Here is a 16,663-nt window from a genome sequence, read left to right as displayed (position 1 = left end):
AGTGAGCGAACTCATTCGCGTACCTGACATCGGCAGCGGTGAAGGTGAAATCATCGAGCTGTTCGTCAAGGTCGGTGACCGTATCGAGGCTGACCAGAGCCTGCTGACCCTGGAGTCCGACAAGGCCTCCATGGAGATTCCGGCCCCCAAGGCCGGCGTCATCAAGGAACTGAAGGTCAAGCTGGGCGACCGCCTGAAAGAAGGCGACGAGCTGCTGGTCCTGGAAGCCGAGGGCGCCGCTGCTGCGGCCCCTGAGGCCCCGGCCGCTGCAGCTGCGGCCCCGGCTGCTGCCCCAGCGCCTGCTGCCGAAGCCGCCCCTGCGCCAGCCGCAGCCCCGGCTGCCGCCAGCGTGCAGGACATCCACGTGCCGGACATCGGCTCGTCGGGCAAGGCCAAGATCATTGAAGTGCTGGTCAAGGTCGGCGACACCGTCGAAGCCGACCAGTCGCTGATCACCCTGGAATCCGACAAGGCTTCCATGGAGATCCCATCGCCAGCTGCTGGCGTGGTCGAAGAAGTCCTGTGCAAGCTGGAAGACGAAGTCGGCACTGGCGACCTGATCTTCAAGCTGAAGGTCGCTGGCGCAGCCCCGGCTGCCGCTCCGGCCCCTGCTGCTGCCCCGGCGCCAGCCAAGGCTGAGGCTGCTCCGGCCGCCGCACCTGCTGCTGCCCCGGCTGCTGCCCCTGCACCGGTTGCTACCGCACCGGCTGCTGGCAGCAACGCCAAGGTTCACGCAGGCCCAGCCGTTCGTCAGCTGGCCCGTGAATTTGGTGTCGACCTGGGCGCTGTTGCCGCCACCGGTCCGCACGGCCGCATTCTGAAAGAAGACGTGCAGGTTTACGTCAAGGCGATGATGCAGAAGGCCAAGGAAGCCCCGGCAGCCGCCGGCGCAACCGGCGGCGCCGGCATCCCGCCGATTCCGGTTGTGGACTTCAGCAAGTTCGGTGAAGTGGAAGAAGTGGCCCTGACCCGCCTGATGCAGGTCGGTGCTGCCAACCTGCACCGCAGCTGGCTGAACGTGCCGCACGTTACCCAGTTCGACTCTGCCGACATCACCGAGCTGGAAGCTTTCCGCGTTGCGCAGAAGGCCGTGGCCGAAAAAGCCGGCGTGAAACTGACCGTGCTGCCACTGCTGCTCAAAGCCTGCGCCTTCCTGCTCAAGGAACTGCCAGACTTCAACAGCTCGCTGGCGCCAAGCGGCAAAGCCATCATCCGCAAGAAGTACGTGCACATCGGCTTTGCCGTGGACACTCCGGACGGCCTGCTGGTCCCTGTGATCAAGAACGTCGACCAGAAGAGCCTGCTGCAACTGGCTGCCGAAGCCGCTGCACTGGCCGAGAAGGCGCGCACCAAAAAGCTGTCGGCCGACGACATGCAAGGTGCCTGCTTCACCATCTCCAGCCTCGGCCACATTGGCGGCACCGGCTTCACGCCGATCGTCAACGCGCCGGAAGTGGCGATCCTGGGCGTCTCCAAGGCAACCATGCAGCCAGTCTGGGATGGCAAGGCCTTCCAGCCTAAGCTGATGCTGCCACTGTCGCTGTCCTACGATCACCGAGTGATCAACGGCGCAGCCGCCGCGCGCTTCACCAAGCGCCTGGGCGACGTACTGGGCGATATCCGCACCATGCTGCTGTAAGGCAGCCCGCTGCCCCTCCTTGCGAGGGGCAGTACCCTTTTCGAGCTGCCACGCTCGTACCTCAACCCCGCCAATTGGCGGGGCTTTTTTTTGCCTGTAAAAAGCTGGGAGGGCTGCGCCCTCCTATCGCGACACAAGGCCGCTCCTACAGGAAAACGCGATACCTTGTAGGAGCGGCCTTGTGTCGCGATGGGCCGCAAAGCGGCCCCAAATTCTCAACGCAAACTACAGATTCCGGCCCAATAGCCGATAACCCGCACACAGCATCACACATGGCCGCTTGCCAGCCCTCGGCACATGATGCAACCTTGCCAGACCCGCTGCGGTCCTACCCAGCGTTCCCTCTTCAAGCGAGTCTTCGATGAAAAGCCAACCCGATGCCGCCAGCCGTGTGGCGGCCGAGGTCGTCACGCCGTTACCCGTGCCCTCGCGGCTCGGCATGCTGCGTTTCGAAAGGCTTAACGAAGCCACATGGGCCATGCTCTACCTGGACCCGGCCTGCGAGCGCCAGTTCGGACTGCACGCGGGCGACCTGTGTGCCCTGGTCGATGCGCCCTACGCCAGCCTGATGGAACCTGAAGCGCGCTACCGGTTGCACGACGAAATTCAGCTGCAACTGTCCCAGCGCGGCTACTACCGTGTGCGCTACACCCTGCATACGCCAAGCGCCTCGCTGCGGCTGCTGGAGACCGGTGAAGCCTACAAGCAGCACAACCGCCAGCTGCTGCGTGGCTACCTGAGCGTGCTCGACGACCAGCAGGAAGACACCGGCGAGCCCGGTGCCACCGACCTGGAGTCGCGCAACAACCGCCTGCAACTGGCCTTGCAGCTGAACCAGCGCGCCCAGCAAGAGCAACTGGAGCACCTGGAGCGCGTGCGCGGCCAGCAAGACCTGATCCTGCGCCTGGCCCGGCAGCGCTACAGCGCGGGCAACTCGCTGCTTGAGGCCGCGCAATTGATTACCCAGAGCGCCTGCGAAATCTACAAGGTCGACAGCGCCAGCATCTGGCACCTGGACGATCAGCGCCTGGAGCCGATCACTGCCTGGTACCGTGACGCGCAGGAGCATCGCCAGCCCGAAGCCATCGATGGCAGCCGCTTCCCCGACTACCTTGAGGCGCTGCATGCCAGCCGTGCCATCGACGCACACAACGCCGGCCACGACCCCCGCACTCGCGCCCTGGCACAAAGCCTGCGCCCGGAAAACAAGGCCATGCTCGATGCCAGTATCCGCGTCGACGGCCAGGTAGTGGGCGTGCTGTGCCTGGAGCAGACCGGCCAGCCGCGGGCCTGGCAGTCAGACGAAATTGCCTTCGCCGGCGAGCTGGCCGACCAGTTTGCCCAGGTGATCACCAACTATAACCGGCGTACCGCGGCCAGCGCCCTGCACCTGTTCCAGCGTGCGGTGGAGCAAAGCGCCAGTGCCTTCCTGCTGGTCAACCGCGATGGCCAGGTGGAGTACGTCAACCCAAGCTTCACCGCCATCACTCAGTACAGCACCGAAGAAGTGCAAGGCCGCCACCTGGGCGAGCTGCCCGCGCTGGAAAACCTCAGCGAACTGCTGTTCGACTCGCCGTCCAGCCTGGCCATGGGCAACAGCTGGCAGGGCGAATTCAAGAGCCGGCGCAAGAACCTGGAGCCCTACTGGGGCCAGTTGTCGATTTCCAAGGTGTACGGCGACAACCGTGAGCTGACCCACTACATCGGCATCTACGAAGACGTCACCCAGACCAAGCTGGCGCAGCAGCGCATCGAGCGCCTGGCCTACACCGACAACCTGACCAACTTGGGCAACCGCCCGGCGTTCATCCGTAGCCTGGATGAACGCTTTGCCCACGATGGCGAGAACTCGATGTGCCTGCTGCTGGTGGACATCGACAACTTCAAGCGCATCAACGACAGCCTGGGGCACCAGACTGGCGACAAGCTGCTGATCAGCCTGGCCCGGCGCCTGCGCAACAGCCTGCCCACTGGCGGTGTGCTGGCACGCTTTGCCAGTAACGAGTTTGCCGTGCTGCTCGACGCCACTGGCCTGGAAGATGGCCAGCACGTTGCCCAGCAACTGCTTCGCACCCTCGACAAGCCCATGTTCGTCGACAACCAGCTGATCAACGTCACCGCGTCGGTGGGCCTGGCCTGCGCGCCGCTGCACGGCGCCGACCCGGCCAGCCTGATGAAAAACGCCGGCCTGGCCCTGCACAAGGCCAAGGCCAACGGCAAGCACCAGGTGCAGGTGTTTACCGAGGTACTCAATGCCGAGGCCAGCTACAAGCTGTTCGTCGAGAACAACCTGCGCCGCGCCCTGACCCAGAACGAACTGGAAGTGTTCTACCAGCCCAAGATCTGCCTGCGCAGCGGCCGCTTGCTTGGCCTGGAAGCGCTGTTGCGCTGGAACCACCCCGAGCGCGGCATGATCCGCCCGGACCAGTTCATCAGCGTGGCGGAAGAAACCGGCCTGATCATCCCCATCGGCAAATGGGTGGTGCGCCAGTCATGCAGCATGAGCCAGCAACTGCGCGAGGCCGGCTTGGGCAACCTGCACGTAGCGATCAACCTGTCGCCCAAGCAGTTCTCCGACCCGGACCTGGTGGCCTCGATCAGCACCATTCTCAAGGAAGAAGCCCTGCCCCCGCACCTGCTGGAGCTGGAGCTGACCGAGGGCCTGCTGCTGGAAGCCAGCGAAGACACCCACCGCCAGCTGGACGAGCTGAAGGCCCTGGGCCTGACCCTGGCCATGGACGACTTCGGCACCGGGTATTCGTCGCTCAGCTACCTGAAGAAGTTTCCGATCGACATCCTCAAGATCGACCGCAGCTTCATCAACGAGATCCCGGATAACCAGGACGACATGGAGATCACCTCGGCGGTGGTGGCCATGGCGCACAACCTCAAGCTGAAGGTAGTGGCCGAAGGGATCGAGACGCCGGAGCAGCTGGCGTTCCTGCGCCGGCACCGCTGCGACGTGGGCCAGGGTTACCTGTTTGACCGGCCGATTCCGGGGCGGGAGCTGGCTGAGCGGTTGAAGCGCTATCCGCGTGGACCGGTGGCCTGACAGCGGCGTAAACCTCGGGCACTATAGAGGCCATTCGGGCCCTTTCGCGGGCACGCCCGCTCCCACAGGAACACCACAACCTTCGAAACCTGTGCTGTACCTGTGGGAGCGGGCATGCCCGCGAATGCCCCAACACTTATCCCACTGAATAAACACAGAGGAACGGCCATGGTCCTGCGTTCGGAAATCCTGGTGAACAAAAACGTCATGCCAACCGCGGAGCAGGCCTTGCCTGGCCGCGAAACGCCAATGAGCCTGCCCGAGTTCCACTACGTGTTCGAAGGCACCCCGCTGCTCGGCCCCTTCTTCGAAGGCGCTGTCGACTTCGCCATCTTCGGCCTGGGTTGCTTCTGGGGCGCCGAGCGCCGCTTCTGGCAGCGTGAAGGCGTTGTCAGCACCGTAGTCGGCTACGCCGGCGGCTTCACCCCCAACCCTACCTATGAAGAAGTCTGCTCGGGCCTGACCGGCCATACCGAAGTGGTGCTGGTGGTGTTCGACAAGGACAAGGTCAGCTACCGCGAGTTGCTGGCGATGTTCTGGGAGCTGCACAACCCGACCCAGGGCATGCGCCAGGGCAACGATGTTGGCACCCAGTACCGCTCGGCCATCTACTGCACCAGCCCGGAACAGCTGAAAGAAGCGCAAGCCAGTAAAGCCGAGTACCAGGCTGAACTGGCAAAGTCCGGCTTCGGCGAGATCACCACCGAAATCGACCAGGCGCCGACCGTGTACTTTGCCGAAGCCTACCACCAGCAGTACCTGGCCAAGAACCCGGACGGCTACTGCGGCATCGGCGGCACCGGTGTATGCCTGCCGCCTAGCCTGCAAGGCAACTGAAGCATGAGCACGATGACCCTCTTCCATTCGCCATTGTCGCCGTTCGTGCGCAAGGTCATGGTGGTCTTGCACGAGACCGGGCAGCTTGAGCGTGTGCAATTGCAGCCGGTGAATATCAGCCCGGTAAGCGGCGACCCGCAGCTCAATCTGGACAACCCGATCGGCAAGATCCCGGCGCTGCGCCTGGACGACGGCACCGTGCTACATGACAGCCGGGTGATCTGCGAGTACCTCGACCAGCAACATGTCGGCCTGCCGCTGCTGCCCCGCGAGGGCTCGGCGCGCTGGCGGCGCCTGACGCTGGTATCGCAGGCCGATGCGATCATGGATGCGGCGGTGTCGTCGCGTTATGAGAGCTTCTTGCGGCCAGAAGACAAGCGCTGGGAGGGCTGGTTGCAGGCACAGGGGGACAAGATCCGCCGTAGCCTGGCCAACCTGGAGCAGGAGCACCTGCCCGAGCTGATGTCCGGGTTTGACCTGGCGGCGATTGGCGTGGCGTGTGCGCTGGGGTATCTGGATTTGCGCCAGCCTGAGTTTGGCTGGCGTGAGCGCCATCCCGGGCTGGCGGCGTGGTATGCCGAAGTGGCCAAGCGGCCTTCGATGGTCGCCACATCTCCAGCGGCCTGACAGGGCCTCTTCGCGGGCACGCCCGCTCCCACAGGGACATCACAGTATTTGAAAGCTGTGCAGTACCTGTGGGAGCGGGCATGCCCGCGAAGGCCTCACCTCGGTATCACAGGAAACAACAGGCCAATCCTGAGGGCCAACCACCGCCCGATTTCTCTGTCCTCTCTCATGCCGCTCTCCCCACCCGCGCCCAGTCCAGCCGCCGGGTCAGCACCATGAACACCCCCAGCAAACCGAAGCACAGCAGCGACCCCATCAGCAGCGCATAATCCTCGGCACTCAGCAGCCCATAGAGCAGCGCATACAAGGCCGCCAGCCCCGCCGCAAACCCAACCCCTCGCCCCAGGCTGCGCAGCACATGGCTCAGGTAGAAGCCAATCAGCAGCACACACGCCGAAGCCGACAGCCCATAGGCCAGGCCAAAGCCGATGTGCTCGGACAACGACAGCAACAACAGGTAGAAGAACGCCAACGCCACGCCCACCAAAATGTACTGCACCGGGTGCACGCTCAGGTTCTTTAGCACTTCGAACAGGAAGAAACCGGCAAAGGTCAGCGCAATGAACAACAGCGCGTATTTGATCGCCCGTTCGCTTTTAAGGTACTGGTCCACCGGGTCGACAAAGCTCACGCCGAAGCTGCGTTCGCTGAAGTCGGCGCACTGCCCGGCCGTGGCGCACTGGCGCAGGGCGTCTTCAAGGTTGGTGGCAAAGAACGACGTCTGCCAATGGGCGCTGAAGCCCTGGGCGTCGATGTCGCGACGGCTGGGCAAGTAGCTGCCGATAAAACTTGGGTGGGGCCAGTTGGCGCGCATGTCCACGCTGCTGGTACGGCCCACCGGCACGATGTGCAACTGGCCGGTGCCCTGCAATGCCAGGTCGAAGCCGTAGCTGAATTCCCGCGCCTGCATGCCGTCCAGCCCCGGCAGACTGGCATGCACACCACCGCGCATCCAGTCGAGCTGGGTGCCTGCCTCGAATGGCACCTTTTGCTCATCCATGCTCAGTTCCAGGCCATTCTCGATGCCACGGATATCGCTGATGCCCACCACCAGGAACGGTTTGTCGAAACGGTAGTCGTCGAAGTCCTTGTCGATGCCCCAACGCTCCGGGAGCTTGAAGCGGCCGCTGATACGCCCCTTGGCGTGAAAAAGCCGGGCCTGGTAGATACCGCGGGCGCGCAGTTCGGTGTCTACGCCAAGGTCGGCGTCGAAGGTTTCCGGCAGGAAGTACAGGTGGCCGGCGATGGTGCTGGTTTCCTGAGTGCGCTCGCCGTCCTTTTCGATCCAGAGGCGCTGGTACTTGCGGTAAGGCACCACCAGCAGCGGGCCGCTGAGCTGCTGGTCGAAGCTGGCGCTTTGGGCGATGTCGCGTAATACGTCGTCACGCAGGGCCTGGCGTTCATCGATCAGGCCGTTGATCAACAGCAGCGGGATGAGCAGCAGAAGCATCAGCACGGCGATCATGCCGAGTTTGTAACCGAGGGTCTTGTTCATGGGGCCTCCTGTGGCAGTGGGCGCAGTGTCTGCGCCTTGCGTGGAGGCCTTGGGGAAACTGTGTGGAGATTGTGTGTTTTTGGGGCCGCTGCGCGCCCCTTCGCGACACAAGGCCGCTCCTACAAGAGACCGCGTTCCTGTGTAGGAGCGGCCTTGTGTCGCGATGGGCTGCAAAGCAGCCCCGGCTATCTCAGCTGATACGCCGCACCGGCAACCACAACCGCACCCGCACCCCGCCATCGACATTATCCACCGCCAACGCCCCACCATGCAGCTGCATCACCTCGGCCACAAAGTTCAGCCCCAGGCCGGTACTCTTGCGCCCACTCCCCGGCCGTGGCAGCGAATAGAACCGCTCGCTGACCCGCCCGATGGCATACGCCGGTATCGCTTGCCCCTGGTTGAACAGGCTCAACGCCACCCGCTCGCCGTCGCGCTCCAGATCAAACAGCAGCGCGCCACCTTCGGGTGTGAAATCCAGCGCGTTATCCAGCAGGTTGGCCAGCGCCTGGCGCATGAGAAACGGGTCGCACAGCAGACGCAACCCGGCGGGCACCCGCTGACGCACGTGCAGGCTGGCAGCTTCGATGCGCGCAACATGGGCCAGCAGCAATTCGTCCACCAGCGCCGCCAGCGCCACCTGTTGCTCATCTTCCAGCGCCTGCATCTGCTCGACCCGGGCCAGGTTCAGCAGGCGCTCGATCATCTGCTGCAAGCGCTCGCTTTCACGTTCGATATTGCCGGCAAAGCGCGCTCGCTGCTCGGCCGGCATGTCATCCTGCAACAGCTCTGAGGCCCCGCGAATGGCAGCCAGTGGGCTTTTCAGCTCATGTGTGAGGGTGTGCACATAGCGCTCGACATAGGCCTTGCCCTCCAGTTGAGTGCGCATGCGCTCTACCGCCTGGGCCAGATTCGCCAGCTCACCGCCCTTGTAATGCGGAAGCTCCGCACGCTCACCTTCGCTGACCGCCTGGGCATAAGCGGCCAATTTGCGCAGCGAGCGCGCCAGCCACCACGACAGCGCCGCGCCGATCAACAAGCCCAGGCCAATCAACCCCAGGCCGAGGGTGAGCAGGCGCTGCTCGGAGCGGTCGATGTAAGGTTGCAGCGAGCTGTTGGGCTTGGCGACAGTGACAACGCCGATGATCTTGCTGTCATCCATGATCGGTGCCGCAACGTGCATCACCGAGGTACTTTCGTCATTGGGGTCGCTACGGGTGGAGCGAGCGCCGTACTGGCCACGCAGAGTGCGCAGCACATCGTTCCACTGCGAATAATCCTTGCCCAAGGCCTCACCGCTCGAGTCCAGCAGCACGATGCCCTTGGCATCGGTGACATAGATACGGTGACTGACCTGGGTTTTGGCCAGGCCCCAGATTTGCGCGCCGGGGCTACGCAATCCATAAGCCTTGAGCACTTCTGGCAGCCGGCTCTGGCCAAGGGTACCGGCCTTGACGTCATCGCGCAGGATCTCGGCCAGCAGGTTGGCGGTATCGACCAAGGTTTCCTCAGAGGACTGGCGCACCACCGGGCGGATCTGTTCGCGCACGGTATTGAGCAAAAAATAGCCAGCCAACCCGACGAACAGGAAGTACACCAGGAAGATCCGGATACCCAGGCGCATCAGGCGTGGTCCGGGCTGTAGCTGTAGCCGAGGCCGCGGTGGGTCTGGATCGGCTCGGCGTCACTGGCCACCTGGCGCAGCTTGGCACGCAGGCTCTTGATATGGCTGTCGATGGTGCGCTCGTAGCCAACGTCAGAGGCTACGCCCAGCGCGTCAAGCAGCTGTTCGCGGCTGAAGACCCGCTGCGGTTGTTCCAGCAGGCATTGCAACAGGCGGAATTCGTGGCGGGTCAGGGTGAGGGGCTGGCTGCGGTAGGTGATCTGCATGCGCAGGGTGTCGAGCTGAAACAGCGCGGTTTCGGTGGCAGGCTCCGCCCTGGGCGCCATGCGCTTGAGGATGGCGCGTACGCGGGCGGCCACTTCACGCGGGCTGAAGGGTTTGACCACGTAGTCATCAGCACCGATTTCCAGGCCTACCACCCGGTCGATCTCACCGTCGCGGGCGCTGAGGAACATCACCGGCACCTCGGTAAAGCGGCGCAATTGGCGGCAGGTTTCGAAGCCACTGATGTCGGGCAGGCCGATGTCGAGGATGATCAGGTCGGCCGGGCGCTGGCGCTGCTGTTCGAGGGCAGCGGTGCCCAGGGTCACCCATTCGGTGCTGTGGCCATCGGCTTGCAGGGCGTAGACCAGGGTGTCGGCGATGGCAGCTTCGTCTTCGACGATGAGGATGTGGGGCATGACGTCCGGCCTTACTCGGGGCAAGAATGGACTTTTAACTTACCGGCCTCTTCGCGGGCAAGCCCGCTCCCACAGAATCACCTCAAGCCTTGAGGGCAGCGGGGTCCCTGTGGGAGCGGGCGCGCCCGCGAAGAGGCCAGTACAGGCAATGCAAATCAGCAGTCAGGCTTGCCAGCCGTAAACTTCTTGGCCGGGTTCACTGCCGCCTTGAACTCGCGCAGCGCTTTTGAGCCAATCAGCAGGGGGTAATTGAAGCTGCTGCGGTCCACCAGGTTCACCTCAACGGTGCGCTTCACGTCCCCCAGGCACAACTCCAGGTCCACCACCGGGCGCTTGGAGATTTCCGGCGCATCGCCTTCTTCCTCTTCATCGGCACGCCCCTTGATCTTGCTGATGCGCGAGACCTTGTGCTCGTACACCTTGCCATCTGAATCCTTGGTGGCCAGGCGGAAGCGCACCCACTCGTCACCATCACGGGTGAACAATTCAATGTCCTTGGCCGACAGCGACGCGGTAAAGGCACCGGTGTCCATCTTGGCTTTCAGGGTTTCGCCCAACTCGGGCAGGGCGATGTTCTCGTACCGGCCGTAGATCGTGGGTTCGGCAGCCATAACCGGCAGCGCCAACAGCGACAACAGGGCAAACAGAGATTTCACTAGCAGGCTTCCTTGAGAAGGGTCAGTGCTTAGACTGCACTGGCAGGATAGGTTCGCTGTCACAAGCCTAACCAACATAATGTGAAACATTTGTCTGCGCCGCAGGGCATTGGACATTTGGCGTAGGCCACGGCGCTGCTTATCATTGCCAACCGTTTATGTCCCACAACAAGAGTTTCTTTATGCGTCGCCTGCTGACCGGCATTCTCACAACCACCCTGCTGCTGCTCAATACCGTAGTGTTGATCTGCCCGTTGCTGGTCTTCGCCCTGCTCAAGCTGGTGCTGCCGGGCCGTGGGCGTGATTACGCTTCCTGGGCGGTGATGTGGGTGGCCGAAACCTGGTCCGAAATCGACAAGGCCATCTTCGCACTGTGCATCCCTACCCAATGGGACGTTCGTGGCGTCGAGAACCTGCGCAAGGACACCTCGTACCTGGCGGTGAGCAATCACCAGACCTGGGTCGACATCCCGGCATTGATCGAAAGCCTCAACCGCCGTACCCCATTCTTCAAGTTCTTCCTGAAGAAAGAGCTGATCTGGGTGCCGCTGCTGGGGCTGGCCTGGTGGGGGCTGGATTACCCGTTCATGAAGCGCTACAGCAAGGCGTTCCTGGAGAAGCACCCGGAGCTCAAGGGCAAGGACCTGGAAATCACCAAGGCCGCCTGCGAGTTGTTCAAGCGCCAGCCGGTGACTGTAGTGAACTACCTGGAAGGCACCCGCTTCACCGAGGCCAAGCACCGCGAACAGCAATCGCCCTATCGTTACCTGCTCAAGCCCAAGGCCGGCGGCGTGGCGTTTGTGCTGGCGGCACTGGGCGAACAGCTGGATGCACTGCTGGACGTGACCATCGTCTATCCCGGCAATAAGGCGCCAGGGTTCTGGGCGTTGCTAAACGGCAGCATTAGCCGGGTGATTATCGACATTCAGGTGCGCGAACTGGACCCGGTGTTGTGGGCGGGGGATTACGAGAATGACCCTGAGTTTCGTCAGACTGTGCAGGCCTGGGTGAACCAGCTGTGGGCGGAGAAGGACCAGCGGATCGAGCAGTTGCGGGCAGAGATGGGCTGAGCCTCTTACTGCCTGCGCTGGCCTCTTCGCGGGTAAACCCGCTCCCACAAGTACTGCACAGTATCTGAGGCCGGTGGGGACCCTGTGGGAGCGGGTTCACCCGCGAAGAGGCCAGACCAGACAATACAAATGCCCGATTAAAACCATGGCTAATAATCAACATTAGGATTACTTCTTTGTCACACCCCACCTAAGTGGATAAAAATCGACCAAAGCACAACTACAAAAATGCCTGGATCGATCAATGGCCACCCAACCCAGCTCCGCCCCCGCCCAGCTTCGCCGTGTCCTCGGTTTGCCCGCCCTGGTGTTCTTCGGCCTGGTGTACATGGTCCCCCTTACCATCTTCACCACCTACGGCATCGTCACCGAACTCACCGGTGGCCGCACCGCCGGTGCCTACATGGTCACCCTGCTGGCCATGCTGTTCACGGCTGCGTCCTACAGCTTCATGGTCAAACGCTTCCCCGTCGCGGGCTCGGCCTATTCCTACACCAACATGGCCTTCGGCCCCAACGTCGGTTTCCTGGCCGGCTGGTCGCTGCTGTTGGATTACCTGTTCCTGCCGATGATCAACTACCTGCTGATCGGCCTGTTCCTGAACATCGCCTTCCCGGCAGTGCCAGCCTGGGCCTTCGTACTCGCCTGTATTGCCCTGGTGACAGTGCTGAACGTGGTCGGCATCAACTCGGTGGCCAAGACCAGCAACCTGATCGTCGGCGCGCAAATCGTGTTTATCGGCGTGTTTGTCGCGCTGTCCTGCCAGACATTGGCTGGCCAGCCGCTCGACCTGCTGTCACCGCTGCTGGGCGATGGCTCACAGCCTGGCTTCGGCCCGATCATGGCTGGCGCAGCGGTACTGTGCCTGTCGTTCCTGGGCTTCGATGCGGTCTCGACCCTGGCCGAAGAATGCCGCGACGCCCGCCGCGACGTGCCACGGGCGATCATCCTTACCACCCTTTTCGCCGGTTTGCTGTTCACCCTGTTGGCCTATGTCAGCCAGTTGGTGTTGCCGGGCAGCAGCTTCGCCAATGCCGACGCAGCGGCCAACGAAGTGATGTTCAAGGCTGGCGGGCAGTTCCTCACCAACTTCTTCACCGCCGCGTATGTGGCAGGCAGCCTGGGTTCGGCGCTGGCCTCGCAGGCAGCGGTGTCGCGCATCCTGTTCACCATGGGCCGTGACAACGTGCTGCCGCGACGCAGCTTCGGTTACCTGTCACCGCGCTTTGGTACACCGGTATTTGCAATTGCGCTGGTGTCGGCGTTTTCGCTGCTGGCGCTTGTGATCAACCTGACTACCCTCGCCTCGCTGATCAGCTTCGGCGCGCTGGTGGCGTTCTCGGCGGTGAACCTGGCGGTTGTGAAGACGCACCTGATGGACGATGCCTCGCAGCGTAGCTTCAAAGGGCTGCTGAGCTATGGCCTGGTGCCGCTGGTGGGGTTGGGGCTGACCTTGTGGTTGTGGACCAGCCTGTCGGCGCTGACGCTGGTGATTGGCCTGTGCTGGTTTGCCCTGGGGTTAGCGTATCTGGCCGTCTTGACCGCCGGTTTTCGCCGTCCGGTCTGCCTCGTCGATTTTTCCGAAGCAGGTTGAACGCGGCGCAGTTTCAAAGCGGACTCTGACAATTCTGCTAGTTGTGCATGGCCTCGCAAAGACGAAGACTGATGCAACACGTCTTTTGCGAGGCCCTGTCAATTGAGAACCGCCGCCCTTGCCTACAGCCCGTACGGGTACATCGTCGATCAAACACGCCTGGTCTCGATACTTGGCTTCAATGGAGATCGGTACGATCCGCTGAACAGACTTTATGCGTTAGGTAAAGGCTATCGTAGCTACAATCCAGTCCTGATGCGCTTTGTCGCGCCTGACAGCCTGAGTCCATTCGCAGAGGGTGGCTCCAACGCTTATGCTTACTGTGCGGGTGATCCCATCAACTACGCGGATCCCACCGGTCATGCACCCACTGCTAACCAGTTGATACAGGCCAAACGCTTGCTTAAAAGGCCCGCAAGTTCAGGCACGTCACAGAATAATTATTTGAAAAAAAATCATTTCGGCAAGCGCAGTAAAGTCAACACTGCCCCCCTTGATACAACCAGCTCCGTACCCGAAACACTCCAGCTGCCCACCCCTCGGCGCCGCGGGGCCAAAAGTCAAGGCAGCTCGATCTTGAGCAATCCGGTTTCGCGAGAAAACACCTACAAAAATCGGCAGGCATATTATGCCTTCGTCGACAAATGGTTTAACAACCAACCCAAGCTAGAGCAACTATTTTTCGACCTTCCCGCCACAGTCGCTTACAAAACACCCGCCGAACAAAAAACCGCCACACTTGAACTTGCTCGCATTAGAGACGAGTCCAATCTGTTACGAGCAACTGCAACAAGACTCTATCCTTATACCGACTTACCTGAATTTCGGCGTGTGGTATGAGCATTGCTTCAATGGCATATGTAACCTGGTTGTCGGCGCGCAAATCGTGTTCACCGGCGTGTTTGTCGCGCTGTCCTGCCAGCCATTGGCAGGCCAGTCGCTGGTGATCGGGCTGTGCTGGTTTGCGCTGGGCCTTGCGTCCCTGGCGGTACTGATCGCCGGCTTCCGCCGCCCGGTACGCCTTGTGGACTTCTCCGAAGCGGACCAAGGCTGGTGATGGATACTGTTAATTCTGCTAGTTGCCTGCGGGCTCGCGAACATCAAGACTGCAGGCAAACCCGCCTTGCGAGGTCAGACTCGATGTCAGTTCCGCGTACCTACGGCCCGTTTGGGCAGCATGATAATGAGGCGTATCAGGCCCCGATGCCAGGATTCAACGGTGAGTGGTATGACCCGCTTACCGGCACCTATGCATTGGGCTTGGGATACCGCAGCTATAGCCCGACCTTGATGCGATTTGTGGGGCCAGATGAACTCAGCCCTTTTTTGGAAGGAGGGCTGAATACCTATGCCTACTGCAAGAATGATCCCGTGAATTATCGGGACGGCACAGGGCATGCTCCAACTCCTGCACAATTGCAGGCAGGAAGAAGAAGGCTAAAACCCATTGCACACGTACAGACCGAACTCAAACCAATTATCAAGAAGCCACTGGAGAAAACGGATACCCCCTCAGTAAAATCCAGTCAGCAGAAAAAAAACGTCAGCTTTGCAAAGAACACCGTGTTCGAGCATGATCGATACCAAGAGCGAAAAAAACTTACGAACGACCTGAGCAACATGCACATGTTCAACGAGTTAGTGTATAGCGACCTCCACCATCTCTGGAGCCCTGAGACTCGACAGAACTACAGAACCGCCACGCTCTACGATTCCTATCGGCGCCGCCTCTCTTCGGTCAATGACACGGCCTACAAATTACAGATCGAAAAAGAAGCAATTCAACAGCGCCTGAACGAAATTCGCTGGTAAATTACTCATATCGATGGCGTGGCCGCAGGTGCCGGCGTGGTCCACAGGCTCCCCAGGTTCTGCAACAACGACCCGGCAATGCCCTGCTGCCCCAGGTACTGCAGAATCAACGGCGCAAACTGCCCGATCATCCCGGTGTCCATCCCCAGCGCCTTGAACGCAGTGTCCAGGTCGCTGCGGTTTTCCACGTTGTTGCCCAGCGCATTGCTCAACGCCGACTGGCTTTCGCTGTTCTTGCCCAGCATTTCACCCAACCCGCTCAACCCACCCAGCGCATTGGCCCCGGCCAGCAGGTCCAGCCCCGGCACGGCTTTGGTCAGCTGACCATAGTCATCGCTGCTGAGGTTATTGCGCGCCAACCCCAACATCGCCCCCGCCCCGCCCACGGCCTGTTCGGGGGTGATCTTCAATTCGCTGCCCAAGGTATTGAGCAGGTTGGCCTGCGCTTCAGGCGCTTGCACCTGGCCCTGCTGTTTCTGGTTTTGCATTGCCGACACGGCGTTGGCGGCGTCGCTGAGGTTGAAGGCGAACACCGGGCTTGCGGCCAGGGTCATCAGGGTTGCCAGGGTGAATGCTTTCATCGGGAGGGACCTCGTGGGCCGGGATGGCCTGGGAAACGGGTCTTTTGACTCATCGGCAGGGCATTTGTTCCAAACCATCCTTAAAGGGCCAGCCGCTGCCGGTGTCGACCTGATATTTCTACCAGTAGCCGCGTAGACACGATAGAGAGAGACTTAAGCTTACAACGTGGCAGAGTCAGATTGATTCGGGACAACACCAATGAGCTTATATACGCCTTACGGATACTTAGCAAAACCAACGCCAACCGTGCGTACGCTTGCTTTCAATGGTGAGCACTTGGAAGAGATGACGCAGAGCTATTTGCTCGGGAACGGATATCGGTCATATCAACCTATGCTGATGAAGTTCTGTCAGCCTGATAGCCTGAGCCCTTTCGGAAAAGGTGAAATTAACGCCTACGCGTATTGTTCATGCGACCCGATTAACAATACAGACCCATCCGGCCACTTTATTCATAAATTGTACAATGCAGTTTTGAAACGATTTAAAAAAAATACCCCAAAGCCCACAGATGCACCTCCACCGTACCACTCATCAAAAAGCAAAAACTCATCTCATCAATCGCCCCCACCGATTATTCCCTACAGCAAAAAACTACCGGAAGGGCATATTCGCATTAATATTCAAGATCGGAAACATGGTCGGAAATATCCAATACCTCCAAGTTACCAAGGCAACACGCGACCCGACATGCGTCTCGATGTTGAATTTTACAGCCAAGCACCTGACATTCACGACCCCTATAGAGAGATACCAGCCATGGAACTGCAAGACAGTTTGGTGAGTCGCGGATTCTGGCTTCCTCATTTTAAAAGAGATCGACACTGGAAACATCCAGAAAACAATTTTGCAGCTCTATGGGGTTCAGAGCTTCTTAGCATTCGTTCAGAAACATGATCCTGAAAGCACGTCGGCGACATAGCTTTGGTGCATAGGGTATGTGCGGCACTGACGGTCGACGGGTTGATGGACAACAACCCGCAGTAGCTTTAGGC

The 16,663-nt window shown here is 60.9% G+C and carries 15 protein-coding genes; 10 read left to right on the top strand and 5 right to left on the bottom strand.

Annotation, left to right across the window (positions count from 1 at the left end; genetic code table 11):
• Position 1 precedes the first annotated feature (1 nt).
• The 4 genes from aceF (at position 2) to ACQKPZ_RS18170 (ending at position 6,155) form a co-directional block, all read left to right on the top strand.
• Entirely contained in the window at positions 2 to 1,639 is a 1,638-nt protein-coding gene (aceF, locus tag ACQKPZ_RS18185) for a dihydrolipoyllysine-residue acetyltransferase (protein ID WP_427540714.1), read from the top strand.
• Positions 1,640 to 2,000: 361 nt separating this feature from the next.
• Positions 2,001 to 4,691, top strand: a complete 2,691-nt coding sequence (locus ACQKPZ_RS18180; RefSeq protein WP_427540711.1) for a putative bifunctional diguanylate cyclase/phosphodiesterase — start codon at positions 2,001 to 2,003, stop codon at positions 4,689 to 4,691.
• A gap of 168 nt (positions 4,692 to 4,859) precedes the next feature.
• Positions 4,860 to 5,528 (top strand): peptide-methionine (S)-S-oxide reductase MsrA, encoded by a 669-nt coding sequence (gene msrA, locus ACQKPZ_RS18175; protein WP_403194266.1) that lies wholly within the window; start codon positions 4,860 to 4,862, stop codon positions 5,526 to 5,528.
• Between the two features lie 3 nt (positions 5,529 to 5,531).
• A complete protein-coding gene (locus tag ACQKPZ_RS18170) occupies positions 5,532 to 6,155 on the top strand; it encodes a glutathione S-transferase (RefSeq protein ID WP_427540708.1) in 624 nt (207 codons plus the stop codon).
• 166 nt (positions 6,156 to 6,321) lie between these two features.
• Here the strand turns inward: ACQKPZ_RS18170 and creD are convergent, their stop codons facing one another.
• The 4 genes from creD to ACQKPZ_RS18150 form a co-directional block, all read right to left on the bottom strand.
• Positions 6,322 to 7,650: a cell envelope integrity protein CreD gene (gene creD / locus ACQKPZ_RS18165; RefSeq protein WP_427540705.1), complete on the bottom strand. Its 1,329-nt coding sequence runs from the start codon at positions 7,648 to 7,650 to the stop codon at positions 6,322 to 6,324.
• A 190-nt stretch (positions 7,651 to 7,840) separates the two neighbouring features.
• Positions 7,841 to 9,274, bottom strand: a complete 1,434-nt coding sequence (creC, locus tag ACQKPZ_RS18160) for a two-component system sensor histidine kinase CreC (protein WP_427540702.1) — start codon at positions 9,272 to 9,274, stop codon at positions 7,841 to 7,843.
• Positions 9,274 to 9,954 carry a two-component system response regulator CreB gene (gene creB / locus ACQKPZ_RS18155; RefSeq protein WP_427540699.1) on the bottom strand — a complete coding sequence of 227 codons (681 nt, stop codon included), beginning with the start codon at positions 9,952 to 9,954 and terminating at the stop codon, positions 9,274 to 9,276. Before creB ends, creC begins: the two co-directional genes overlap by 1 nt.
• 155 nt (positions 9,955 to 10,109) lie before the next feature.
• Positions 10,110 to 10,610, bottom strand: a complete 501-nt coding sequence (locus tag ACQKPZ_RS18150) for an ATP-dependent zinc protease family protein (protein ID WP_201204008.1) — start codon at positions 10,608 to 10,610, stop codon at positions 10,110 to 10,112.
• A 182-nt stretch (positions 10,611 to 10,792) separates the two neighbouring features.
• Between ACQKPZ_RS18150 and ACQKPZ_RS18145 the strand changes: the two genes are divergently transcribed.
• From ACQKPZ_RS18145 to ACQKPZ_RS18125, 5 genes are all read left to right on the top strand, one after another.
• Positions 10,793 to 11,680 (top strand): acyltransferase, encoded by an 888-nt coding sequence (locus ACQKPZ_RS18145; RefSeq protein WP_427540696.1) that lies wholly within the window; start codon positions 10,793 to 10,795, stop codon positions 11,678 to 11,680.
• Between the two features lie 244 nt (positions 11,681 to 11,924).
• Entirely contained in the window at positions 11,925 to 13,274 is a 1,350-nt protein-coding gene (locus tag ACQKPZ_RS18140; protein WP_427540693.1) for an APC family permease, read from the top strand.
• A gap of 102 nt (positions 13,275 to 13,376) precedes the next feature.
• Positions 13,377 to 14,114, top strand: coding sequence for an RHS repeat-associated core domain-containing protein (locus ACQKPZ_RS18135; RefSeq protein WP_427540690.1), 738 nt, complete (start codon positions 13,377 to 13,379; stop codon positions 14,112 to 14,114).
• A complete protein-coding gene (locus ACQKPZ_RS18130) occupies positions 14,104 to 14,331 on the top strand; it encodes a hypothetical protein (protein WP_427540784.1) in 228 nt (75 codons plus the stop codon). Before ACQKPZ_RS18135 ends, ACQKPZ_RS18130 begins: the two co-directional genes overlap by 11 nt.
• A gap of 83 nt (positions 14,332 to 14,414) precedes the next feature.
• Positions 14,415 to 15,086 carry an RHS repeat-associated core domain-containing protein gene (locus ACQKPZ_RS18125; protein WP_427540687.1) on the top strand — a complete coding sequence of 224 codons (672 nt, stop codon included), beginning with the start codon at positions 14,415 to 14,417 and terminating at the stop codon, positions 15,084 to 15,086.
• 5 nt (positions 15,087 to 15,091) lie between these two features.
• On the opposite strand, the gene ACQKPZ_RS18120 is transcribed toward ACQKPZ_RS18125, so the two are convergent.
• Entirely contained in the window at positions 15,092 to 15,667 is a 576-nt protein-coding gene (locus ACQKPZ_RS18120) for a DUF2780 domain-containing protein (RefSeq protein ID WP_427540684.1), read from the bottom strand.
• Between the two features lie 199 nt (positions 15,668 to 15,866).
• Here ACQKPZ_RS18120 and ACQKPZ_RS18115 point away from each other — a divergent pair, with 199 nt between their 5' ends.
• Complete coding sequence (locus ACQKPZ_RS18115) at positions 15,867 to 16,565, top strand: RHS repeat-associated core domain-containing protein (RefSeq protein ID WP_427540681.1); 699 nt, start codon at positions 15,867 to 15,869, stop codon at positions 16,563 to 16,565.
• Positions 16,566 to 16,663: the final 98 nt, after the last annotated feature.

The organism is Pseudomonas sp. NPDC089547, from assembly GCF_050280665.1.
Taxonomy (GTDB): Bacteria; Pseudomonadota; Gammaproteobacteria; order Pseudomonadales; family Pseudomonadaceae; genus Aquipseudomonas.
Note: the sequence above shows the minus strand (reverse complement) of the source record. Positions and strands in the feature narration are given on the sequence as shown.